The organism is Actinacidiphila acididurans, from assembly GCF_016918855.1.
Lineage (GTDB): Bacteria > Actinomycetota > Actinomycetes > Streptomycetales > Streptomycetaceae > Actinacidiphila > Actinacidiphila acididurans.
In genome coordinates this window covers 32,773-57,169 of the sequence record NZ_JADKYB010000021.1, presented here as the reverse complement: position 1 = coordinate 57,169, position 24,397 = coordinate 32,773, and the positions used below count along the sequence as shown (strand labels likewise).

The window sequence follows — 24,397 nt, the reverse complement described above, 5'->3', positions numbered from 1 at the left end:
GCGGCGGCTACTTGGCCGGTATGACGCCGGGCAGCGGCCGGACGGGCACGTACTTCTGGGTGTCGAAGTCGATGACCACGGGCTGCGACTCGGAGGCCACCCCGGCCTGAACCCGGTACATGGTGCCGTCCGAGCCGATCCAGTAGCGCACGGTGTCCGACGTACCGGCCTTGGCACGGGCGCTGGGCCCGGTCATGACGTCCGCCTTGTGGCCGTGCACCGTGGCCCGCCCGACCCGGGCCGCGCCGTTCTGCGGCAGCAGTTCGGCGTTGTCCGGCCGGTCGCTGCCGAGGCCGAGCGCGATGGCCAGCGAGCTGTCCAGCGAGCTGCCGGACGCCGTCAGCGGACGGCCGTACCAGCCGGACGCGGGCGGCGACACCGGTGCTTCCGCCGAGACGGCGGCCATGGGGTGGACGTACACGGTGGTGGACGTCCACTCGATCAGCCCGTCGCTGGACGTGTCGCGCCCGGCGCCGCGCACCACCCCGTACCCGATCCTGGCGCGGTAGTCGACGGACCCGGTGACGACCAGCCCGCCGCCGGTGCTCGGCACGGTGATCGTCATCGCCCGCCCGCCCGCCTGGTAGTTGCGGAACCGGGTGATCGCCAGCCGGTTCGCCTCGTCCGAGGTCACGGCGTGCCGCCCGGCGGCGCCACCGCTGCCGCCCATGAGGACGACCGCGGTCGTCGCGGCAGCCGCGAGGGCGAGGGCGGCCGCCACCCACCGTAACCGGGGCCAGCGGCGGCGCCGGCCTGCCGTGCCCCGCGGGAGACCTTTCCTGATGCTCATGCTCCGCACGCGGCGCGATGCTAACAGTTCTTCACCGAGGCCCGCCTGAAACCGAGCGTTTCCGATACATGACGTTCAGTCAACTTGTACGGTGACTTGTGAGGTTGCTGAGTCTGCGAACGACGCGAAGGAATGCCATGCCATTACGTAGGCTGGTGCGGGTGGGGTTGGCCCTGTTGCTGGTGGGCGGCGCCACGGGCACGTTGGTGACGACCGCCGGGACGGCCAATGCTTCGACCAGTGACGGCACACTGACCGTCCAGGTGCTGCGGGACTTCTTCGGCACCGGCGTGATCAACGCGACGATGGACGTGCCGCAACAGGGCATGAAGGTCGAGGTCACCGACCTCGCCGACCACCACGTCACCGGCGTCACGGACGCCACCGGAAAGGTCGTGGTGCCGCCGTCGACCGAGCTGACCGGCGGCGGATACCGCGTCGACGTCAGTGTCCCGGCGCCCTACGACAAGTATCTGCGGGCGGCGCCCGCATCGACCGCGCCGAACCACTTCGACAGCTTCACCACGTTCGTGGACGTCGCGGGCGGCAAGGACGCCTCGGTGATCACCGGGGTCTGGGACGCGGCCGACTACGCGCTGCCGGACTCCCGCTATTTCGTGCCGGTCCAGAACGGCGCGAACGGCACCGACACCCGGGCCCTGGTGGCCTTCGGGACGACCACCCGGGGCAACTGCCCCACCGACGTGGCGTGCCCGACCGCCCTGGACACGCAGGACCAGGTGGGCACGACCTTCGGGCTGGCCTACGACAAGTACCGCAAGCGGCTGTTCCAGGCGGAGTTCGCCCGGCGGTACGCCCTGTACGGGCCGGACGGCGGTGACGCGATCTACACCGTGCCGACCGACGGCGGCAGCGCCCCGAAGCTGTTCGCGAAGGTGGCGGGCGCGGCCGTGACGCCGCACGACACCGCCGACATGCTCAAGGACCCCGGGTTCATCGACGCGCCGGGCAAGGAGAGCATCGGCGGCATGGCCCTGTCGGAGGACGGGTCGACGCTGTACGCGGTGAACCTGCTCACCCGCAGCCTGGTCAGCTTCGACGCGACCGGGGAGACCGCCTCGGCGCCCGAGGCGACCGTGCCGATCCCCGATCCGGGCTGCGCGTCGTCCACCGACTGGCGGCCGTTCGGTCTCGCCGTCCACGACAACACGCTGTACGTCGGCGGCGTGTGCGACGCGGAGAGCACGCAGAACCGCGCGGACCTCAAGGCCGTCGTCTACTCCTACGACGGCAAGCGGTTCACCGAAGTGCTGACGCATGCGCTGACCGACAAGCGCGGCACCGTCTTCACCGGTGCCGGTACGGTCGACCAGGCCACCCACTGGAACCCGTGGAACACCAGCCTCGCGACCTGGGACGACCGGAAGATCGGCGGTGCCTTCATCGATCCGCAGCCGGAGCTGGCCAGCATGGCCTTCGGCCGCGACGGTTCGATGATCCTCGGCTTCCGCGACCGGTTCATGGACGTTCTCAGCGCGAAGGGGCTGGACCCGCGCCCGCAGAACAGCGCACCGGAGCTCGGCATGTCCGGTGGCGACATCAACATGGCCTGCGCCGACCCCAAGGGCGGGTACGCGTGGGAGGGCACCGGAGACTGCCCCAACCACGCCACTCCCGCGAACGACGACAACGAGGAAAGCGGCGTCGCCGAGTACTTCCCGGGCGACTTCTTCGCCGGCGGACACCAGGAAACCGCGCTGGGCTCGGTGGCCTACATCCCGCAGCAGCAGTGGGTCGTCAGCACGGAGTTCGACCCGAGCGTCAACATCGAGACGTCGGGCACCGGCTACCACAACATCACGACCGGTGAGGGCCCGGGCAACAACACGTCCGCCAACGCGTACCAGTTCGTCGGGCAGGAACAGAACGGGTTCGGCAAGGCCGGCGGCCTCGGCGACATCGCGTACGCCGCGGCGAACGCGCCGATCCAGATCGGCAACGTGGTGTGGTACGACGGCGACCACAACGGGATCCAGGACCCCGGGCAGGTGCTGCTGCCGGACGCGACGATCAACCTGCTCGACTCCACCGGCAAGCAGGTCGCCACGACCACGACCGACGCCGACGGCGAGTACTACTTCGGCGGGGTCGGTGCCGGCTACGAGCTCACGCCGGGCGCGAAGTACACCGTGCAGTTCGACGTGTGCACCGCGGACACCACCAAGGTGCCGGGTCAGCCGGCGGCCACCAAGCTGCGGTTCACCCTTCCGCTGGCCGGCGCCGACCGGGCCCACGACTCCAACGTGATCCCGCCGACCACCGGGGAGCTGTGCGACGGAACCGCGCCGGTCACGGCGCCCGCGCAGCCGGGAGGGGTCGACCACACGATCGACGCTGGCGTCTACATCCCCCAGCCGACCCCGCCGACCTCCCCTCCGCCCACGACCACCCCGCCGACGTCGGCGCCCCCGACCTCGGTCCCGCCGACCCTCGCCCCGCCCACCAGCCCGGCCGCCCCGGCCGGCCCGGAACCCAGCGGTTCCCTCGCACACACCGGCACGTCCGACATCGGCCGGCTGCTCGCCCTCGTCGCCCTGCTCCTCGGCGCGGGTACGGCATTCGCCGTCACGACCCGTAAGCGTCGCGCCAGGCACCGCTGACACCCGAATCCCTTGAATCCCCCGACGGGCCGGTGCGATCCACGCACCGGCCCGTCGGCGTACAAGTGGCCGTTCGGACAAGGCTGTTGCCGGGCGGCCACCGCGCCATGACGCAACGAAAAACCGCAGGTCAAGTGGCTCTGACCTGCGGCAACGCAAACATGAGGTGCCCCCAACGGGATTCGAACCCGTGCTACCGCCTTGAAAGGGCGGCGTCCTGGGCCACTAGACGATGAGGGCTGAGAGGCCCGCCGTGGGCGCCGGACGGCGCACGTCGGGGACGCGAGAAGCATATGGGATGCGGCGGGGGATCGCCAAAACGGTTTGCCGGTCACCGGGGGGCGGCGCGGGTCACAATGGGGCTGTGCTGGAGATGAGCCGCGAGGAGTTCGAGGAACTGGTCGGCGAGGCACTCGACCGGATCCCGCCCGAGCTGACCCGCCTGATGGACAACGTGGCCGTGTTCGTCGAGGACGAGCCACCCGCCGGAAGCCCCCCGCTGCTCGGCCTGTACGAGGGGACTCCGCTGACCGAGCGCGGCGAGTGGTACGCCGGCGTCCTGCCCGACCGGATCACCATCTACCGCGGCCCCACCCTGCGGATGTGCCGCACCCGTGAGCAGGTGATCGCCGAGACCGAGATCACCGTCGTCCACGAGATCGCCCACCACTTCGGCATCGACGACGCCCGCCTGCACGCCCTCGGCTACGGCTGACCGGGCCGCCGGGGATGTACGGCCACCCGCGCGGCGTCCGTACGGCACGGCGGCCCGCGCGGGTCGTCAGGGCGTCCGTACGGGTCCGTACGCCAAGCCAGCCCCCGGTCCGTACGGCGTCCGTACGGCCGCTGTGCGCCAAGGCGCTCCCCGGGCGTGTCCTGCGCGGCACGGGGGACGTTGAACATGGCATGACCCCATCTGCTGCCGCCCGCGCCCGGGCCGCCCGAGCCGCCGTACTCGTCGCCCTGGTGGCCGCCGGGGCCGCGGCATGCGTCAGTACGGACGCCACCCCCGAGCAGAAGGCGCCCGGCGGCCGGGTGACCGTGGCACCCGGGAGCACGGACCGGGGGCGGCCCGGGGACGCGGGGCCCGGTGGCGCCCGCCGGGCCGCCGGGGACGCCGGGGACAAGGGCGCCCTCTCGCCGTCGGCCTCGCCCTCCGGCCCGCAGTCCTCGGCCTCCGCCCCGGCCGCCCCCCAGGACCACTCCGGCCCCGCCGGACGGGCCCTGCCGCCCCCGCCCGGAGCCGGCCCCGGCACCCGCACCACCGCCCCGCAGCCGCCCGCCCAGGGCCCGTCCCCCACCGCCGAGCCGCCCGCCTCGGCCACGCCCTCCCCGGACCCGACGACCCCGCCGCCCACCGACCCGCCCACCCAGAGCGCCACCCCCGACCCCGGCGGCTCCCCGCCGGCCGGGTCGGGCGCCTGAGCGGGCCGCCCGGAGCGCGCATCACCGCAGGCCAGGCAAATGATTTGGGAAAGCGTCGCCGGGTGCGTATGCTGGTAGATCGTTTGATCCCATGTCCTGTTCTTCCATTTGCCTGGCGCCGATCCAAGACGCGCCGCGTGGCGCGTTTCCTGACTCCGGTGGCTGACCGCATCGAGGCGGTGGCAAGTAAATCCGCGGAGCCGGCGCGTGCCGTAAGACTCCGAGAGGTTCACTTTCCGCATGTCCGTTGACAGCGCAGACCGTTCCGCCCTGCCCTCGAACGCCCCGATGACCGACGACACCCAGGTCCTCGACGCCCAGGTCTCCGAAGAGGTCCTGGCCCACGAGGACGCCGAGCACGCCGACCACACCGAGCACACCGAGAACGCTCCGGCGGAGATCACCTTCGCCGACCTCGGCCTGCCCGAGGCGATCGTCCGCCGGCTCTCCGCCGGCGGCGTCGTGACCCCGTTCCCGATCCAGGCCGCCACCATTCCGGACGCGCTGGCCGGCCGGGACATCCTGGGCCGCGGCCGTACCGGCTCCGGCAAGACCCTGTCCTTCGGCCTGCCGCTGCTCACCCTGCTGGCCGGCGGCCGTACCGAGCGCAAGCACCCGCGCGGCGTCATCCTCACCCCGACCCGCGAGCTGGCCATGCAGGTGGCCGACGCCCTCCAGCCGTACGGCGACGTGCTCGGCCTGCGGATGAAGGTGGTCTGCGGCGGCACCTCCATGCAGAACCAGATCTACGCCCTGGAGCGCGGCGTGGACGTGCTGGTCGCCACCCCCGGCCGGCTGCGCGACCTGATCAACCGCGGCGCGGCCGTCCTGGACCAGGTGCAGATCGCCGTCCTGGACGAGGCCGACCAGATGGCCGACATGGGCTTCCTGCCCGAGGTCACCGAGATCCTGGACCTGATCCCGGCCGGCGGCCAGCGGCTGCTGTTCTCCGCCACGCTGGAGAACGAGATCGACACCCTGGTCAAGCGGTACCTGGTGGACCCGGTCACGCACGAGGTGGACGCCGCCCAGGGCGCGGTCACCACCATGAGCCACCACATCCTGATCGTGAAGCCCAAGGACAAGGCGCCGGTGACCGCCGCGATCGCCGCCCGCAAGGGCCGCACGATCGTCTTCGTGCGCACCCAGATGGGCGCCGACCGGGTGGCAGAGCAGCTCCGGGAGACCGGCGTGCAGGCCGACGCGCTGCACGGCGGCATGACCCAGGGCGCCCGCACCCGCACCCTGGAGGACTTCAAGTCCGGCCACGTCAGCGTGCTGGTCGCCACCGACGTCGCGGCCCGCGGCATCCACGTGGACGACATCGACCTGGTGCTCAACGTGGACCCGGCCGGTGACCACAAGGACTACCTGCACCGTTCCGGCCGTACCGCCCGCGCGGGCCGGTCCGGCACGGTCGTCTCGCTGGCCCTGCCGCACCAGCGCCGGCAGATCTTCCGCCTGATGGAGGACGCCGGCGTGGACGCAGCCCGCCACATCATCGGCGGCGCCGGTGCCTTCGACGAGGACGTGGCCCGGATCACCGGCGCCCGCTCGCTGACCGACGTCCAGGCTGACGCCGCGGAGAACGCCGCGGTGCAGGCCGAGCGCGAGGTCGCCGAGGTCGCCCGCGAGCTCGAGCGGGTCCAGCGCCGCGCCGCCGAACTGCGCGACGAGGCCAACCGCCTCACCGCCCGCTCGGCCCGCGAGCGCGGCGAGGACCCGGACGAGGCCATCGCCGCCAAGGCCGCCGACGCGGAGGCCGCGGCAGCAGCCGCTGCCGAGGCCGCCGCGGCGCAGCCCGCCGTGCCGGAGCAGCGCGAGCCGCGCGAGTACCGGGACCGTGATTCCCGCGACTCCCGTCCGTCTCGTGATTCGCGTGACTCCCGGGATTCCCGCGACGACGAGCGGTCCGCCCCGCAGCGCCGTTCGTACGACCGCAAGCCGTCGTACGGCGACCGGGACCGTTCGTCGAACGGCGAGCGCGGCTCCTCGTACGAGCGCCGTGACTCCCGGTCCTCCTCCTACGACCGGGACCGTGACCGGGATCGCGACCGTGACCGTCGTGACGCGCGGCCTTCGTACGGCGAGCGGGACCGCGACCGTGATCGCGACCGGCGGCCGTCCTACGGCGACCGTGACGGCGACCGCCGTTCGAGCGGTGGCTACGGCCGTGACGAGCGCCGGCCGTCGTACGGCGGCGGGCACAGCTCCTCGTACGGCAGCGGCTACAACTCCCGTGGTTCGTACGGCGACCGGGACCGCCGCGACTCGCGCCCGGTCCAGCACCGCGACGACCGCCCGTTCAACCGCGACCGCCGCGACTCCCGGCCGTCCTACGGCGACCGCGACCGCCGCCCCTCCTACGGCGACCGTGACCGCGACCGTCCCACCTCGTACAACAACAGCCGTGACAACGGCCCCTCCTCCCACGAGCGCAAGCCCCGCTGGAAGCGCAACGGCTGAGCCGGGGCCCCGCCTCCGGGAGACCTGATCGGCCACGGGCCGGGTCCGGGAGGTACGCACTCGCGTACCTCCCGGGCCCGGCCCGTCGTCGCAGTGCGGGCGCCGGGCGCCGTACCCCGCCGATCCGTCAACTCCCGCGACTGCTAACGTCGTTCGGTTCCGGTCCCGCGGGGGCCGGAAGTCGTCCTGGGAGGGCAGACCGAGTGCCTCGACGCGCGCTCACCCGCGGCATCACCGCCGCGACCACCACCATCGTTCTCGGCGCGGGCCTGGTGCCGGCCGCCCTGCTCGGTACCGCGCACGCGGCGTCCGGCGGGCAGGCCGCAGACGTACCGGCCGCCCAAGCCGCCGCCCCATCGGCCCAGGACGAGACCGTCCTGCCCGCCGCGCCCCGCTGGGAGCCGCGGCAGGAGAAGCTGCTCACCGCCGGTGACACCGGCTACCTGGCCACCGACGAGGCGGGCACCACCCGGTGGGTCGACGCCGCCACCGGGGCCGAGGGTCCGTCCGTACCGGCGCCGGGCCTGCCGAACACGGGGCTGAAGGCCACGCTGTCCGGGTCGGCCGTCACGGTCACCGACCTGTCCACCGGCACGGCGACGGCCACCATCGCCGTACCGTCCGGCGAGCGGTACACCGACGTCTTCCGGTCCGACGCCGTCCTGACCACCGCGCAGCCCGTCGGCGGTTCGATGACGCTGCATCTGCTGCGGGCCGGGACCGACGGCGGCCCGGCCACCGACCAGCTCGTCACCGGTGTCCCGGACGGGGCGTCGTACGCCGGACCGGCCGCGCTCGGGCCGGACTACGCCGTGATCCGCCTCGCCGTGGCCGGCGTCACCCACACGTACCTGCTGGACTTCGCCGGGGCCTCGCTGCGGGAGGTCTTCGCCGGGGTGCCCGCGGCCGCGGTCGCTCATGTGATCATCGGTGGCACCCGGGTGCTGGGTTACCAGACGGGCGGCCCGACCGCGTACACCGTACGGCTCGACGACCCCGCCGCCACGGTCGAGCAGACCCCGTTCCCGGCCGGCAGCGCGGCCGACCTCAACGGGACCACGCCGGTGCCGGTGGGCGACCAGGTGCTGTTCCTGCGTCAGGAGACCACCGTGCTCGGCTCGCAGCCCGGACTCGGCGGCCTGGCCGGCAAGCCGCTGGTGAGCGAACCGGTTGGTGGCGGTGCGGTGCAGACGCTGCTGCCCGACGCCGAGTCGTCGTACGCGGTCGCGCCCGACGGTTCGGTGCTGGTGGCCGGGGGCACCGGGCCGCAGGACTGGGCGGTGCGGCGGGTGACCGCGGCGCCAGGCGCCGACCCGCAACTCGCCGTGGTGCGCCCGCTCGCGCCCGTGCCGGCCCGGATCTTCGGGCTGGCGTACAGCGCGGGGAAGCTCGTGTACGCCAGCGACGCGACCTCGGCGCCGCAGCTGCGGGCCCGTACGGTGGCGCCGGACGGCACGGTCACCGACCCCGTCACCCTCTGGAACAGCGCGCCGTCGCTGGCCGCCTGCGCCACCGGCGTGCTGTGCGCCCCCATGAGCGGCCTCGGCAACGGCTCGGTCGCCTGGACCCAGCCCGGCACCGACTTCGTGCAGTCGCCGGTGCCGGGCTCGGCGAACACGATGTACGTCGGCGAGAGCGGCGCCACGGACAATGCCGTCAGCGACGCCTCCGGCGACTACGTCCTGGTCACCAGCCCCGCCAAGGGCAAGCAGTGGGTGATCGACCTGCGCCAGGGCTCGGGCGGCGATGTCGCGGTGAGCCGTACGACCAGTGCCGCCGCCCTGTGGGGCCGGATCCTGTGGGTGCCGGGGGCGGCCGGCAAGGGGAGCGTGCGCCCGTACGACCTGGTGAGCCACACCTTCGGCACCACCTTCCAGACCCCGGCGACCTGCGCGTCCTTCACCGAACTCCAGGCCGACGGGCGGTGGCTGTACTGGTCGTGCGGGGGCACGGCCGGGATCTACGACTGGAGCGCGGGCCGCAACATCCCGGTGCCGGCCGGGCCCGGGCCGGCGTTGCTCGGCGACGGGTTCCTGGTGCGGCACTCGTCCGGCACTCTGACGCTGACCGATTTCCATACCGGCACGGCGGTTTCCAGCACCCTGGCGGCGGTTCCGGCCGGCGGCCTCGCCGACGACCGCGGAGTGACCTGGACGGTCGACAAGTACGGGGGCGGGGTCGCGTACGCCGACGCCGACGGGAACGTGCACCTGCTGCCGCTGGCCTCGGTGCCGCGGCAGGGGGTCTCGGTGCTGCGGGCCACGACCCGTGGGGGTGCGCTGGGGGCGGCCGGGGCCTCGTACGTGCCGTTCTCCGGTGAGTGGGTGTTCTCGCGGCCGGTGGGCGCGTGGACGCTGAGCTTCACCAATGCCGTGGGGCAGGTGGTGGCGACCCGTACGGGTACGGGGGCCGCCGGCGGTACGACTGTCACGTCGTCGTGGGATCTGACGGCCGGCCCCGGCCGCTACGTGCCCGGGGGACGGTATGGCTGGAAGCTGACGGCGCAGCCGCTGGACGGGCAGGGGGCCGCCGCGGTGTCCTCCGGCACGGTGACGCTGACCGGTGGCCCGGCGCGGCACGACTGGACCGGCGACGCGCGGGGCGACCTGCTGGGCCTCACCTCGGCAGGCCACCTGGACCTGCGGGCGGGCACCTCGTCGGGCGGCCCGGCGACGTCCGGCCCGACCGGCACCGGGTGGGGAACGTTCACCACCTTCGTGCCCTTCGGCGACCTGAACCAGGACCGGGTCGACGACCTGCTGGTGCGGGACTCGGCGGGGCGGCTGTGGCTCTTCCCGGGCCGGCGCGGGTCGTCCTTCACTCCGTCGCAGCCGCACGTCCAGGTCGGCTCGGGCTTCCAGGGCTACAACCTTCTGACGTCGGCCGGTGACCTGACGGGTGACGGCCGCGACGACCTGGTGGCCCGCGACACCTCCGGCAACCTCTACCTCTACGCGGACAACGGCGCCGAGGGCTTCGCCCCGCGGGTCCTCATCGGCACCGGCTACCAGATCTACTCCCTCCTCTTCGGCGCCCCGGGTGCCACGTCCGGCGGTTCCCCGGGCGGCCTGTGGGCCCGCGACAAGGCGGGCGTCCTGTGGCGCTACACCGTTGCCTCCGCCGGCCACCTCTCCTCCCGGGTCCGCATCGGCTCCGGCTGGACCATGTACAACACCGTCCTCTCCCCGGGCGACCTCACCGGCGACGGCCTGGCCGACCTCCTGGCCCGCGACCCCTCGGGCGTCCTGTGGCGCTACGCGGTCGCTTCCAACGGCAACCTGTCCAGCCGGGTGCGGGTGGGAACGGGATACGGGGCCTATCGCGTGCTCCTGTGAGGGCTTGACGCTTTTCCGCCCGGAGGGAGGGTGCCCTTCCCTCCGGGGCCGGCGCCCTCGGGCTACCGCGGCCACTCCCCGGGGGCGCCCCCTCGTCCCCGGGGGACGGCCTCCGCTCGGAGCCGTCCCCCTCCCGGCGGCGGCCCACCCCGATATGGCTCGGACCCACCGGTAGATCCCGGCTATGCTGCGGTGTGCGGGCCGTTAGCTCAATTGGCAGAGCAGTGGACTTTTAATCCATTGGTTGTGGGTTCGAGTCCCACACGGCCTACGAGGTCGATCCCTCTGCGGGGTCGCTGACCTGCGGATACGGTGCCCCGGCTGTCGCACGACGGTCGGGGCACAGTTGCGCCGGGGTCCGGTGGTGCCCCAGTCGGTGCGGGCCGGGCCGAGCGCGGGAACGATCTGCTGCCCCAGGAGGTCGGCTCGGGCACGGAGTTGGTGCGCCACTTGTGTGAGCCCGTGCGCGTCGAGCCCGGAAGAACTCGGCGTGGTCATAACCCTCCATGGCCTGCTCGTCGTCGACTGGGTTCCTCCGTACGACCCCTCGGACGACCAACTCGCCTTCATCTGCCCAAGTTCTTGCATGACGGTGCCGCTGAGGCGTGAGCGCGCTCGATGGGTGATACCCGACGCCTACGCCGGCTTCGGCGACTCCGTGCTCAGCTCGACCCAGCGCAGGTACGCCTCCGACCCCGCCATGATCGGCACAGCAGCCACCTCCGGCTTGTCCCAGGGGTGGTGCTTCAGCAAGTGGGCCTCCAGTGCGGGATACCGTTCCGCGGTGGTCTTGAGCAGAAGCTGCCACTCCTCGCCGGTCCCGAACCTCCCGAGGTGCCAGAACACCGACGTCACCGGCCCGACAATCTGCGCCCCGGCCGCCAGCCGACCCCGCACCACCGACTCCGCCAGCCGAACGGCTTGCTCCCGCGTCTCCGTCGCGGTGGACACCTGCAGAAAGTGGCTCATGGCTGCGAGCCTAGTGACGCCAGGGCCGGGTATGACGGCTACCCCATCACTTACTGTCCAGGGGCGCTGCTGATTGTGACGGTCCGTGGGTCGAGCACTACCAGAAGGCGAATAAATGCCGCAAACCCTCTTGCATCGTCCTGTCTGCGGCGTAGTGTGAGTAATGGACCTACGGGATGAGCGAGGGAGTTCGACCGCAGGAGGCAGTGGTGACAGATCGAGGTCTGCCGCTGGTACCTCGGTCGACGATCGGACTGAGAGGCCGAAGGACCATGTAGCGAGGGTCCGGAGGCGACCCCTAATACCTGATCCGGACAATGCCGGCGAAGGGAAATCACCCCGTAGGTTCCCTGTTGCCCGCCCCAGGACAGGCCACGGCTGTGGCGCGGGCCCCTTAATCCTCAGCAGGTGAAGGGTCTCCTAAGGGGGCCTGCGTGCGCTCTGCGCCCGCCCGGACACGTTCCGGAGCGGGCGCCTTTTTTTGCCGCAAGGCCAATCCGTCGTCTGACGGGGCGCGGCTCGGTTCAGTAGGTGGGCCAGGGGAAGGTCGGGAAGGGGTCATCCGGGTTCGGGAACACCGTTGAGGGGTCGGTCGGGTGGGTGGGGTCGAAGACTCCGTAGCCCTTCATGAAGGAGAGGGCGCTGCCGCAGGCGAGGAGCAGGCAGAAGATCGTGAGCAGGGTCCAGCCGAAGATCATGGGGGAGGAGCCGATGACGATGGCGCGGTGGGGGCGGTCGGGGAGGTAGCGGACCTGGGCGACGTCGCCGACGACGCGGGGGACGCGGGAAGTGTCCTCGATGCGGATTTCGCTGCCGTCCTGGGTGCGGAAGCCCAGGATGACGTGGCGGGTGCTGCTGCTGTGGTCGCCGTCGTGGGTCACGTAGGTTTCCAGGCAGCGGGCCTCGGCCGTCAGTCCGCGGGCCAGGGTCCTGCGCTGCCGGCGTATGCCGCGCACAACGGCGGTGCCGAGCGCGGCACTTGCGGCCACCAGCACCGCGCCGCCGATCACGAACATGATGCCGTGTCTGATCACTTCATCGCCCCCCCCCGGGCTGCTCAGCGCTTGCGGAGCAGTTTCACGGGCAAGGACGGCTCGGCCCCCGCGCTGGTTCCTCGGCTCCGGCCGCAGGAGCAAGCCGGCTGATGCCGGGTCGCATGGGGGGACCCAAGGGTGCGTGCGCGGTCGGGGGCGGCTGGTTGTGTGCGGAAATGGGGAGACGTGTGGGACGGAAGGGTTGACAGGTCCAGACCAATACGTTGAAGTGTGCTTCGACCCCACTCAACCCCCATAAGGAGTGGTCAATTGTCAAGGCAACGGCTCATCGCGTTCCTGGCCGCCATCGCGGCGATCGTCGGTCTGGCGATCCTGGTCCCCATGTCGTCCCCCGCCCTGGCGTCGGACTGCGCGGCGCCGTGGAACTCGTCGTCCGTCTACACCGGCGGCATGACCGCCTCGTACAACAGCCACAACTGGTCCGCGAAGTGGTGGACGCAGGGCGAGACGCCCGGCGCCGCCGACGTGTGGGCCGACCAGGGTGCGTGCACCGGTGGTACGGGCGGCAGCGGCGGTACGACCGGGGGTAGCGGCTGCAGCTACCCGGCCTGGGTCGCGGGCCACTCCTACGTCACCGGCGACATCGTCAAGTACACCAACGGCCTGTTCTACATCGCCACCCACGACAACCCGGGCTACGACCCGACGATCAGCACCTGGTACTGGAGCCCGTACACCTGCGGTACGGGGGGTTCGGGTGGCACCAACCCGCCGCCGGCCGGCGGATTCGTGGTCAGCGAGGCGCAGTTCAACCAGATGTTCCCGAGCCGGAACTCCTTCTACACCTACAGCGGGCTGACCGCGGCGCTCAGCGCGTACCCGGGCTTCGCCACCACCGGCAGCGACACGGTCAAGAAGCAGGAGGCCGCCGCCTTCCTCGCCAACGTCAGCCACGAGACCGGCGGGCTGGTCTACATCGTGGAGCAGAACACCGCCAACTACTCGCACTACTGCGACTGGAGCCAGCCGTACGGCTGCCCCGCCGGACAGTCGGCGTACTACGGCCGCGGCCCCATCCAGCTGAGCTGGAACTTCAACTACAAGGCGGCCGGCGACTCGCTGGGCATCGACCTGCTGGACAACCCGAACCTCGTCCAGACCGACGCGGCCGTCGCCTGGAAGACCGGCCTGTGGTACTGGAACACCCAGACCGGCCCCGGCACGATGACCTCGCACAACGCCATGGTCAACGGCGCCGGCTTCGGTGAGACCATCCGCAGCATCAACGGCAGCATCGAGTGCAACGGCGGCAACCCCGCCGAGGTCCAGGACCGCGTCAACGCCTACCAGAACTTCACGTCCATCCTGGGCGTGCCCGCGGGCAACAACCTCTACTGCTGAGGCAGTCGAGCCCCCTTACGGTCGACCCCGCGCGGCGCCCCGCCCCTGCCCCCAGGGACGGGGCGCCGTCGCGCCGGCGCTCAGCGGAACTCGTGGACCACCTGGATCCTGCCGACGATATGCGCGTTGAACTCCTCGAGTTCCTCCGCCGGCACCCACAGCTCGAGGATCGTCCGGCCGCCGGCCTGCTGGACGGGGCAGCGGCGCAGGAAGTCGGACTCGACCTCGAAGCGGGTGACGAAGCCGGCGCCGTCGCGCGGCACGTTCCAGTCCCGAGCGATCCGCACCGCGTAGTCCTCGTTGAGGACCGGGTAGAAGATCGGCTGTTCGGGCAGCCGCGGCGGCCAGGCACGCCAGTCCAGCTCGCGGACGAGCTCGAGCTCCCGCGGGCCGGTGGGGCGCCACAGGGTCGTCGTCGCTTGCTGCCGGTCGGTCACGCGCCCGACGGTACCGACGGCCCGGGCGCGGCGGCCACCGAGTATCCCCGGGGCGGGATGCGGCGACGCCGGTCCGCCGTCTCCGCCGTGTCCGAAGTCGGCCAGGCATCAAGGGTTGATCGGCCCCTGACGGGCTGTCAGCCTTGAGCGTCCGAGCCGGGCCGTTCACCGCGCCGTCGGTGGCCTTCGGTGGTCGCATGGGCGTGCGAGGGGGGAAGCCGTGACCGATGCGGGTACCGGGGTGACCGGACGGGCGGCCCTCGCCGACGGCGGGACGGATACGCGACAGGTCCCGCAACTGCCCGAGGCCACCGAGCGGCTCGCGGTCGACTTCGCCGGTGACGGGTCGGGCGTGGACGAGATGTCCTGGGGGATGCTGGAGATCTGGCGGGCGATGCAGAGCCAGCGCAGCGCGCTGCCGCTGGGCGGCCGCTCCCCGTTGCCCGCGGGCACGACCGTCGCCGGCGTGGTGGCCGAACTGCGCTACCTGATGAGCCGCTTCCCCTCGATGCGGACCCGGCTGAGGTTCGGCTCCGACGGCCCACCCCGGCAGGAGCTGTTCGCCTCCGGCACGATCGGCCTGGAGATCTACGACGCCGCGGACGCGAGCGACCCGGACGAAGTGGCCGCCGCGGTCGAAGAGACGTACCGGGGCACCGACTTCGACTACGCCGCCGAGTGGCCGCTGCGGATGGCGGTGGTACGGCGGGACGGCCGGCCCACCCACCTGGTCGCCGTCATGAACCACCTGGTCACCGACGCGCTGGGCGGGGAGATCATGCAGCGCGAGGTGAAGGCGCGGCGGACGGCGCCGGTCACCGGCATGCAGCAGCTCGAACAGGCCCGGTGGCAGCGGTCACCGGCGGGGCAGCGGCAGAACGAGCGGGCGCTGCGGTACTGGGAGGGCGTCCTGCGCGCCGTGCCGGACCGGCAGTTGCCCGGCCCGACGGACCTGCGCAGCCCGCGCCACTGGCACGCCGAACTGCGGTCACCCGCGCTGACGGCGGCCTTGCCGGTGATCGCCGCGCGGACCGGCGCGGAACTCGCCACCGTACGGCTCGCCCTGTTCGCGGTCGCGCTGCACCGGACCACCGGGATCGGGTCGGTGGCGGTGCGGCCGGTCGTCAACAACCGCTTCCGGCCCGCCCTGGCCGACGTCGTGTGCATGGTCGCCCAGTCGGGCGTCTGCCTGCTCGACGTGGAGGGCGCGGACGTCGACCAGGCGGTCGAACGGGCCATGCGCAGCACCCTGTCCGCGTACAAGCACGCCTACTTCCACCCGGAGCGGCTGGCCGATCTGGTCGCCCGCGTCTCCCGGGAACGGGGTACGGACGTCACCGTCGGCTGCTTCTTCAACGACCGCAGCCTTCCCGTGCCGGACGCCCCGCTCCCGGCCCCGGACGAGCTCGCGCGGACGCTGCGTACGGCACTGGCCGACACCGAGTTCCGCTGGACACTCCGCCAGGACACCCCGACCGAACGCCTCTTCGTCACGATCGACGACACTCCCGACGGCCCGCGCTACGAGTTCCGCGTCGACACCCACTTCATCTCGCCGGCCGGCACCGAGGCGCTGGCCCGGGCGATGGAAACCGTCGCGGTGGAGGCCGCCCTCGCCCGGACCGACGCGTAATTCCGGTACGTGATTCCGGGGCGATCCCCGCTACCAAGCACGCACCACCGACTCAGCATTCCGAATGCGGGACCTCTCCTGAACCACCGGGCAGCGAAAGTTCGGTGAATGCGCGGCGAACGGGCACGGGAGGCCCTCCTTCCGCCGGCCGGCCGATCGTACGGTGACGTACACCACCGTTCCCCCACAATGCGGTGCGCATCCGGAAAACCGGGACCGGGAGGCGAGCCCGATGAGCGTGGACAGCATTGTGGCGATCGTCACCTCGGTGATCGCCCTTGGGGTGACGCCGTTCGTCAATCTGATTCTTCTGTTACGGGGCCGGGGCGGTCAGCGCATCGGATACCGCGTACAGCTCGACACTCTGGTCGGCGGCGACAACGGCGGGGTGGAACAGCAGAACGTCCGGCTCGGTCTGTTCCAGAACATCTCGGAACTGCCGCACGACGCGACGGTCGTTCTGCTGCGGATCGAGAACGACGGCAGTGTGCCGGTCGGCGAGAGCGACTACACCAGCCCGAACGCCCTCACGGCGACGTTCAGGGACCGACTGGTGCGGGGCATCGCGGTGGCCCAGTTCAGCGACGAGCACCTTTACGACCACTTCACCGCGCCCGGGGCCGTGATGGAGGCCGGCAGCCACGTGCACCTGCCCCGGGTCCCGCTCAGCCGGGGCCAGTACTACAAGTTGTTCGTGCTGCTCTCGGGCGGGCCGGCCGGCGCGGACGTGCGGGTCACCGGTGGCCTGCGCGCGGGGAAGGTGCACAAGAACAAGGCCCGGACGGTCGACGCCACGACGCCCGCGATCAGCCGTACGGCCTACGGGATCATCGGTGTCTTCTGCGTCGCCCTCGCGGTGCTCGGGGCCCTCGTCGTGCGGCTCGACACCCGGCAGATGCACCCGATGGGCTGCGCCACCGGGAGTCTCACCGTCGCCGGCTCCACCGCCTTCCAACCGGCCGCGGCCGATCTGGCCGCGCGGTACGAGCAGCAGTGTCCGGGCTCGCACATCACGGTGGCCGGCCGCGGCAGCGAGGTGGACACGCAGCAACTGATCGCCGAGGGTGACAAGGCCAAAGGCGCTTCCCCCGCGGTGGTCGTTTTCTCCGACGGTCAAAGCGAGGGGGATTCCCGGCACTTGCAAGGGAAACCGGTGGCCGTGGTGGCATTCGCCCTCGTGGTCAACGACGATGTGAAGGTCAAGGATCTTCCGCTGAGCGCGATCCGGAAAATGTACGGGATCAGTTCGTACGTCACGCAATGGGATCAGGTCGGCGGCCCTTCCGGCCTGCCGATCAGGTTGGTGAGCCGCGCGGGCGGGTCCGGCACCCGGAACATCTTCGAACAGCGGGTTCTCGGCCACACCGAGCCCGGCCGTACCTCCTCGGACTGCGCGCATCCCACGATCCCGTCCAACATCGGGCCCCTGCGCTGCGAACTCGCCAGCACACAGGACGTGCTGGACATGGTGGGCAGGACACAAGGCGGCATTGGCTACGCCGAATTGCAGGCCGCGCGCGACGCCAAGGGTGTGCATGTGCTGAGCATCGGCGGCATGGCACCCGCGGCCGCGGCCGACGGCAGCTACCCCTTCGCCGAGATCGAGTACGCGTACACCTACGGCGATCCGGCCGAAGGCTCACTCGCGGAGAGCTTCCTGAACTACACGCTCTCCAGCGGCGGCAAGGAAGTGCTGAAGTCCCACGGCCACCTGCCCTGCGAGTCGCCCGAGGGCTATCGGCGCTGCGGCCAATCCGGTTGACGGCCCGCGCACACCGGAAACGCGCGTACGGCGCCCCGCCCGAAACCCGGGCGGGGCGCCGTACGCATGCGGGGCTCGACCGGGTCAGCTCAGGGTGAAGTCGTCCGCGTAGACACTGCCCTGGCCGTACCAGCCGTGCACGTACACCGTGACGGTGCCGCTGCTGCCGGTGGTGAAGGAGACGGTGAGCTGGTTCCAGCTCGAGTTGTTGGACCAGGTACTGGCGGTGGCGCCGCCGCTGACGCCGACGTAGGCGTAGGGGCCCTGCACCCAGGCGGTCAGCGTGTAGGTGTGGTTGGGGGACAGGGTGACGGTCTGGTCGGTCTCGCCGGTGCTGCTGGAGCCCGGCGTGACCTGGAGGGCGTGGCTGCCGGAGTGGACCGGGGAGGACACGACCGAACTGCCGCCGGTGGAGGTCCAGGGGCTCAAGGATCCCGATTCGAAGCCGGCGTTGGTGAGCGAGCCGCCACCTCCGCCCCCGCCGCCGGTGGTGGTGACGGTGAGGCTGTACGTCGCGCTGTGGCTGCCGGTGGCGGCTGTACCGGTGACGGTGATCGGGTAGGTGCCGGCGGCCACCGAGGAGCCGACTGTCGCCTTCAGCGTCGAACTGCCGCCGGAGGTGACGGAGGTGGGGCTGAGGGACAGGGTGACGCCGGAGGGCGCGCCGGAGGCGGAGAGGCTGACGGATTCCGCGCTGCCGGAGGTGACGCCCGTGGACACGGTCGCGGTGGCCGAGCCGCCCTGCGCGACGGACGCGGAGCCGGGCGCGACGGACAGGGAGAAGTCGCTGGTGCCGCCGCCTCCGCCGCCTCCGCTGCCGGTGTACGGCACGAAGGCGTCGGTGAACGCCAGCGGGCTCTGGCTGATCTCGCTGCAGGTGGACAGCGAGTTGGCGGTGCCGCCGCACGGCTGGTCACGGTTGACCGACCAGAACGCCAGGCGTCCGACGCCGTTCTGCGCGGCGAAGCTCTCCACCGTCTGGGCGTCCGCCAGGGTGAAGGTGGAGCCGTCGTCGTTCTTGCCGATCATCGGGGTGATGCCGAGGTTGGCGTAGGTGTAGCCGGAGTCGACGGACTGCATCTGCGCGAGGGTGGCCCTGGCGGCGGCGACCGAGCCCTGGCCCATCTCGGTGCCCGTGCCCGAGTAGTAGTCCATGGTCATGATGTTGACCACGTCGATCCTGATGCCCGCGGTCTTGGCGGCCTTGAGGATGTTGACGCCGTCGTTGGTCAGCCCGCTGGCCAGCACCGGCAGCGTCATGGAGAACTGCAGGCCGGGGTGGGACGCCTTGAGGTCCTTCATCGCCTGCATCTGGCGGGCCGCGGCGGCGGTGTCCGCGACGGCGGCGCCCTCGACGTCGAAGTCGAGCTGGTTGACGCCGTAGTCGTTGATGATGGCCTGGTAGCCGGCCTCGATGCTGCTCTGCGTGCCGCAGGTCCAGGCGAGCGGCTCGCCGGCCGCGCCGCCGGAGGAGATGATCACCGACGCGCCCTCGGACTTCGCCCGGGCGATCTCGGGGTCGGTGAACGAGTCGTTGCCGATGGGGAGGGTGTCGCCCCAGATCTGGTTGCACCCTTCGCCGATGACGAAGGCCGCGGTGTAGGCCTTGAGATGGTGTCCGGTGATGGCCGTGTCGAGCAGGGCCTCCTGGCCGTTGGACATGTCGACGTAGGGGGCCACGGAGTAGACGCTGGTCGCCGCCGAACTGCTGGTGGGGGCCAGTACGGCGACCGCACCCGCGGTGGTGAGCGCGAGCGCGCAGGCGGAAGCGGCAAATTTTGCCAGGTGCATGACATTACCCCTCTCGGGGATGCCCCTTGGGCGTGGAGTGGTGGGGGGTGGTGCCGCTCAGGCCTGGCGTTGGTGCATACCAAACCGCGAGTAGGCGTCCGCGTCAAGAGGACTAGACCAAAGAGGTCGTTTCGCGCTGCTTGCGACAACCGGCAAGCAGGGTGGCGGACCGGGTCCGCGGGCATGGCCGGTCGGCCCGCATACCGCTTGCATACCGGTGATTCACCGATTCCGAATTCGCCCTTCCTAGCGTCGAGCCCATCGGTCGGCAGCCGCCGGCCGAACCCGCTGGGAGAGGAGGACACCGTGGCCGACGACAACGAGCCCACCACGGAGGAGACCGAGGAGTCGCCCGAGGTCGAGGCGCACACCGCGGAGACCGCGGAGGAGGTGCTGGACCTCCAGGGGATCAGCATCGACCAGGAGTCGCGGGCCGGGTTCACCAGCCCGGGCCAGGCGGGGAGCTGCAGCTCCTGCGTGGGCTCCCTGTGCATGTGATCCACGAGCGTTGAGGCACCGACCGGGCCGGTGGCACCGGCCACCGGCCCGGCGGGTCCGGGATTCGTCGGGACGAAGAAGACGACGAGGACCGCGAAGAACCCGAAGAACCCGAAGAACCCGAAGAACCCGAAGCAGGCCAAGAAGCCGAGGAAACCGAAGCAGCCGAAGCAGCCGAGAGGAGCACCTGGCATGCCGCTGACATGGGAAACCATGCTGCGCTACCTGACGTACCATCCGCGATGGTTCGAAGGAATCAGCCGGCGCCGGCCGGACAGCACACACGTCGCCGAGTTCCGTGCGGTCATGCCGGGAAGCTGGGGCCTGCGCCGCCACAGCTACTGGTTCGTCGCGGAGCCGCCCGGGGCGGACGAGGTCGGTCAGGGCTGGAAGCTGCATGTCTCGGCCACCTCACGGACCAGCGTCGACACCCTGCGCCGCAGCCTGCCCGTGCTGCGCGACGCGGGCGTGCGGTTCAAGTTCCTGATCGACCCCGCGGCGATGGCGGAACTCAACGGCAAGAGCTTCTCCCGCTCGGCGAGCGGGAAGTTCATCACCGTCTATCCGCCGGACGAGGAGTCCTTCCACCGGGTCGCCGGCGCCCTGACCGAGGCGCTTCGCGGGTTCGACGGACCGTACGTCCTGTCCGATCGCCGCTATCCGGGCTCCCGCGTGGTGTCGTACCGCTACGGCGGCTTCGCCCGCATCGTGCGGCTCCAGCCGATCGGCGTGCCGGAACTGCTGATCCAGTCCCCGGACGGCTCCCTCGTGCCCGACGAGCGCACCCCGTACTGGACCGTGCCGGCGTGGGCGACCGATCCGGTGACGGCGACCCACCGGGGCCCGGCCGCCGCCGCGCCGAAAGCCGCAGCCCCCGCGAAGGCCGCGTCGTCGACCGCCGCCTCGTCGACCGCCGCACCGGGCACGAAACGGCTGCTGGACGGGCGGTACGAGGTGGAAGGCGCCATCGCGTTCAGCAACCGCGGCGGGATCTACCACGGCATCGACACGGTGACCGGAGCGGACGTCGTGCTGCGCGAGGCCCGTCCCGGGGTCGAGATCGGACCGCACGGCATCGACGCGGTCGAACTGCTGCGCCACGAGCACACCCTGCTCACCGAACTCGCCGACAGCGGGCTGTTCGTCCGCCCGCTCGGCTTCTTCACGCGGTGGGAGCACTCCTTCCTCGTCGAGGAAGTCGTGGAGGGAACCCACTTCGGCACGCTGACCACGACCCAGAACCCCTTGTACGAACTCGACATGACGCCCGGCCGGCTGGTCGACTACTACCAGCGCTTCCAGCGGCTGTGGCTGCAGCTCGCCGACGCGATCGCGTACGCCCACGAGCGCGGCATCGTACTCGGCGACCTGTCGATGACCAACGTCATGGTGACCCCGGACGACCGGGTACGCATCATCGACCTGGAGTCGGCCTTCCACGAGGGCGTGGACCACGGGGCCGGACTCAGCACCCCCGGCATGGTCACCCGGCGGGCCCTCGCCGCCCGGCACGGCGACCGCCGCACCGACTACTACGCGCTGGGCGCGGTCATGCTCGCCACCGTCTTCGCCTGCCAGCAGAACGACATCGTCGAACACGATCTGCCGCTGCGCCTGCTCGGCGAAGTGGCCGCGGACCTGGCGCTGCCGGCCGAACTGGTCTCGCTGATCACCGACCTCTTCGCCGAGGACGCGGACCTGCCCGAGCCGGCCGCCCTGCGCCGGCGGATAGCCGACCTCCCGTTCGCCACCGCCTGGCGCCAGGCGCCGCCGCTGGCCCACCCGGTGCCGGCGGAGTCCACCCGCTCGCCCGACCTGCACCGGCGCATCGCCGCGGTGCTCGACGGCGTGGTCGCGTACATGGAAGGTACGGCGGACACCACGCGCGAGGACCGGCTCTTCCCGGCGGACGCCCTGGTCTTCGAGACCAATCCGCTGTCGCTGGCCCACGGCGCCTACGGCTGCCTGCACGCGATGCACTCCCTGCGGCAGGACGTCCCCGACACGCTCCTGGCCTGGGCCCTGAGCCGGTCCACCGCGCACGCGGCGATGCCGCCCGGCCTCTACTACGGCTCGGCGGGTGTGGCCTGGGCACTTTCCGCCATGGGCCACCGCGATCAGGCGGTGAACGTGCTGCGCGGCGCCGCCGGTCACCCGCTGCAGTACACCGAGCCCGGTGTGCTGACCGGAGCGGCCGGCCACGGCATGGCCTGCCTGCGGCTGTGGCGGGACAGCGGGCTGCCCGAGTTCCTGGACCGCGCCCGGGAGACCGGCGAGCACCTGGCGGCGACCGCCCGGTGGGAGGACGGCCGGGCGTACTGGCCGGACTCGGCCGGCGAGGTCCCGGTCGGATACGGCAACGGGGCCTCGGGGGTGGCGATGTTCCTGCTCGCCCTCCACGCGGCCACCGGTGACGGGAGCACGCTGGCCCTGGGCCGGGCCGCGCTGGACTTCGACCTCTCCTGCGTCGTGTACTCGCCCAGCGGACTGGCCCAGTTCCCGTCGTACCGCCCCGGGGACATTCCCGCGGTGCGGCGCAGCTACTGGGACGAGGGAACCGCGGGCGTCCTGACCACCCTCCTGCGCTACTGGCACGTCACCGGCGACGACCTGCTGCGCAAGCAGGTGGACCGGCTGCTACCGGACGCCCGCCACAAGTACACCGCCTTCCCCCAGCTCTTCCACGGGATCAGCGGCATCGGCAACGCCCTGCTGGACGCGTACGAATTCCTCGGCGACCCGGAGCTGCTGGGCGACGCGGAGCGGGCGGCCGAAGCGGTGCTGTGCAGCGCGGTGCGGCGGCCGGAGGGCATCGTCTTCCCGGGGGAGCAGACCCTGCGGGAGAGCTGCGACCTGGCGACCGGGTCGGCCGGGGTGGCGCTGTTCCTGGACCGGGTCCGCCACGCCGCCCCGGGCCTGCGCACCAACCGCAACTTTGTGCTCGACGACCTGCTGCCCGGTCCGCCGTCCGCCGTGGGCGGCGGCTCGTGACCACCGCGACCCTGTCGGCCCGGCACCAGGAGCCGAAGCTGCGCCACAACCGCCGGTTCCGCATGCTGTGGGCGGGCCAGGTGCTGTCCGGCTTCGGCTCCTCGATGTCCGGCGTGGCGCTGCCGCTCGTCCTGCTGGCCGCGGGCCGTCCCACCACCGCCGTCGCCGTCGTCGGCACGGCGGTGGCGCTCGCCGGGCTCACCCTCCGCATCCCGGCCGGCCTCATCAGCGACCGCTACGACCAGCGGGTTCTGCTGATCGGCTGCGATCTGCTGCGGCTGGTCGCCATCGGGACGGTGGCCGTGTGGGTCGCCGTACGGCCGCTGCCGCTGTGGCTCGCGCTCGGCGCGGTCGTGGTCTCGGCGGCCGCGACCGAGGTGTTCAAGCCGTCCCAGTTCCGGCTGATCCGGCGGATCGTCACCCCCGGGCAGATCCCGTCGGCGATCTCGCTGAACCAGGCCCGCGCCTATGCGGCCGACATGGCCGGGCCGGCCGCGGCCGGACTCCTCATCGGTACGCGTCCGGCCGTCCCCTTCGCGGTGGACGCCCTGTCCTTCCTGGCCTCCGCGGTGTGCGTGGCGGCGACGGTGAGAGGGCTGCGGCCGGCCCCCGCCGTACCGGAGGACGCACCGGCCGCGCGGCACGCGCAGGGTCCCGGTTTCTGGAGCCGGCTCACCGTGGGGCTGCGGCACGTGGCCCGGGACCCGTTCCTGCGCCGCTCGACGGTGTTCTTCAGCGGCCTGACGGTGACCTTCACCATGCTCGGGTCCACCCTGCTGCTCGGCGTGGGGCGGGAATCCGGCGGCGCCAGGGCCGTGGGCTGGGCGCTGAGCACCGCGGCACTTGCGGGGCTGCTCGGCTCGCTGTCCGCCCCGTACCTGCGGCGCCTGCTGCCGCTGCCGGTCCTCGTCGCCACCGGTCCCGCGGTCGCCACCGCGCTGCTGGTGACGGCCTGGCTCACCGGGAGCACCCTCGCCCTCGTCGCCGGCTTCTCGGCGATGTGCCTGCTGGTCCCGGCGATCAACGCCGCGGTCGTCGCCGTCATGGCGACCTCGATCCCGGAGGAGATCTACGGCCGGGTCGGCACGGCCAACGACTTCGTCGTCCAACTGCTGCAACCGTGCGCGCCGCTGGCCGCCGGGCTGCTGCTGGTCCGCGGCTCGCTCGCCACGACCGCCCTGGTCCTGGCCGCCTGCTTCGCGGTTCTGGCGGTCCTGGCCCTCACCCTGCCCGCGCCGGAGCCCGCCCCCACCGGCCGTCCAGAAACCCCTCCGGAGTGACGC

Annotated in this window: 16 protein-coding genes and 2 tRNA genes; 12 read left to right on the top strand and 6 right to left on the bottom strand. The window is 71.9% G+C overall.

Annotated features, from left to right (window positions below; all coding sequences use genetic code 11):
* Positions 1-7 precede the first annotated feature (7 nt).
* Positions 8-670, bottom strand: coding sequence for a hypothetical protein (locus tag ITX44_RS31040; RefSeq protein WP_205361560.1), 663 nt, complete (start codon positions 668-670; stop codon positions 8-10).
* Between the two features lie 257 nt (positions 671-927).
* Here ITX44_RS31040 and ITX44_RS31035 point away from each other — a divergent pair, with 257 nt between their 5' ends.
* Positions 928-3,411: an SdrD B-like domain-containing protein gene (locus ITX44_RS31035; RefSeq protein ID WP_205361381.1), complete on the top strand. Its 2,484-nt coding sequence runs from the start codon at positions 928-930 to the stop codon at positions 3,409-3,411.
* Positions 3,412-3,578: 167 nt separating this feature from the next.
* On the opposite strand, the gene ITX44_RS31030 is transcribed toward ITX44_RS31035, so the two are convergent.
* A tRNA-Glu gene (locus ITX44_RS31030) sits at positions 3,579-3,651 on the bottom strand.
* Between the two features lie 124 nt (positions 3,652-3,775).
* Here ITX44_RS31030 and ITX44_RS31025 point away from each other — a divergent pair.
* From ITX44_RS31025 to ITX44_RS31005, 5 genes are all read left to right on the top strand, one after another.
* Positions 3,776-4,126: a metallopeptidase family protein gene (locus tag ITX44_RS31025; RefSeq protein ID WP_205361380.1), complete on the top strand. Its 351-nt coding sequence runs from the start codon at positions 3,776-3,778 to the stop codon at positions 4,124-4,126.
* 191 nt (positions 4,127-4,317) lie between these two features.
* Positions 4,318-4,836 (top strand): hypothetical protein, encoded by a 519-nt coding sequence (locus tag ITX44_RS31020; RefSeq protein WP_205361379.1) that lies wholly within the window; start codon positions 4,318-4,320, stop codon positions 4,834-4,836.
* A 240-nt stretch (positions 4,837-5,076) separates the two neighbouring features.
* Entirely contained in the window at positions 5,077-7,302 is a 2,226-nt protein-coding gene (locus ITX44_RS31015; protein ID WP_205361378.1) for a DEAD/DEAH box helicase, read from the top strand.
* A 203-nt stretch (positions 7,303-7,505) separates the two neighbouring features.
* Positions 7,506-10,637, top strand: coding sequence for an FG-GAP repeat domain-containing protein (locus ITX44_RS42855; protein WP_205361377.1), 3,132 nt, complete (start codon positions 7,506-7,508; stop codon positions 10,635-10,637).
* A gap of 198 nt (positions 10,638-10,835) precedes the next feature.
* Positions 10,836-10,908, top strand: a tRNA-Lys gene (locus ITX44_RS31005).
* 365 nt (positions 10,909-11,273) lie between these two features.
* On the opposite strand, the gene cutA is transcribed toward ITX44_RS31005, so the two are convergent.
* On the bottom strand, positions 11,274-11,606 hold the full coding sequence (gene cutA / locus ITX44_RS31000) for a divalent-cation tolerance protein CutA (protein WP_205361376.1): 333 nt from the start codon (positions 11,604-11,606) through the stop codon (positions 11,274-11,276).
* 524 nt (positions 11,607-12,130) lie between these two features.
* Positions 12,131-12,640: a DUF3592 domain-containing protein gene (locus tag ITX44_RS30995; protein WP_205361375.1), complete on the bottom strand. Its 510-nt coding sequence runs from the start codon at positions 12,638-12,640 to the stop codon at positions 12,131-12,133.
* Positions 12,641-12,910: 270 nt separating this feature from the next.
* On the opposite strand from ITX44_RS30995, the gene ITX44_RS30990 reads away from it, so the two are divergent.
* The gene (locus tag ITX44_RS30990) at positions 12,911-14,002 is read left to right on the top strand and encodes a glycoside hydrolase family 19 protein (RefSeq protein WP_372441046.1); all 1,092 of its coding nucleotides are present in this window, start codon (positions 12,911-12,913) and stop codon (positions 14,000-14,002) included.
* 80 nt (positions 14,003-14,082) lie between these two features.
* On the opposite strand, the gene ITX44_RS30985 is transcribed toward ITX44_RS30990, so the two are convergent.
* Complete coding sequence (locus tag ITX44_RS30985; RefSeq protein ID WP_205361374.1) at positions 14,083-14,439, bottom strand: hypothetical protein; 357 nt, start codon at positions 14,437-14,439, stop codon at positions 14,083-14,085.
* Between the two features lie 220 nt (positions 14,440-14,659).
* Here ITX44_RS30985 and ITX44_RS30980 point away from each other — a divergent pair, with 220 nt between their 5' ends.
* Both ITX44_RS30980 and ITX44_RS30975 read left to right on the top strand, forming a co-directional pair.
* Positions 14,660-16,072, top strand: coding sequence for a condensation domain-containing protein (locus tag ITX44_RS30980; protein WP_205361372.1), 1,413 nt, complete (start codon positions 14,660-14,662; stop codon positions 16,070-16,072).
* 232 nt (positions 16,073-16,304) lie between these two features.
* Complete coding sequence (locus tag ITX44_RS30975; protein WP_205361371.1) at positions 16,305-17,834, top strand: substrate-binding domain-containing protein; 1,530 nt, start codon at positions 16,305-16,307, stop codon at positions 17,832-17,834.
* A gap of 84 nt (positions 17,835-17,918) precedes the next feature.
* On the opposite strand, the gene ITX44_RS30970 is transcribed toward ITX44_RS30975, so the two are convergent.
* The gene (locus tag ITX44_RS30970) at positions 17,919-19,625 is read right to left on the bottom strand and encodes a carbohydrate binding domain-containing protein (protein WP_205361370.1); all 1,707 of its coding nucleotides are present in this window, start codon (positions 19,623-19,625) and stop codon (positions 17,919-17,921) included.
* 306 nt (positions 19,626-19,931) lie between these two features.
* Between ITX44_RS30970 and ITX44_RS30965 the strand changes: the two genes are divergently transcribed.
* The 3 genes from ITX44_RS30965 (at position 19,932) to ITX44_RS30955 (ending at position 24,394) form a co-directional block, all read left to right on the top strand.
* On the top strand, positions 19,932-20,123 hold the full coding sequence (locus ITX44_RS30965; RefSeq protein ID WP_205361369.1) for a hypothetical protein: 192 nt from the start codon (positions 19,932-19,934) through the stop codon (positions 20,121-20,123).
* Between the two features lie 192 nt (positions 20,124-20,315).
* Positions 20,316-23,114, top strand: a complete 2,799-nt coding sequence (gene lanKC, locus ITX44_RS30960; protein WP_205361368.1) for a class III lanthionine synthetase LanKC — start codon at positions 20,316-20,318, stop codon at positions 23,112-23,114.
* Positions 23,111-24,394 (top strand): MFS transporter, encoded by a 1,284-nt coding sequence (locus ITX44_RS30955; protein ID WP_205361367.1) that lies wholly within the window; start codon positions 23,111-23,113, stop codon positions 24,392-24,394. Before lanKC ends, ITX44_RS30955 begins: the two co-directional genes overlap by 4 nt.
* Positions 24,395-24,397 lie beyond the last annotated feature (3 nt).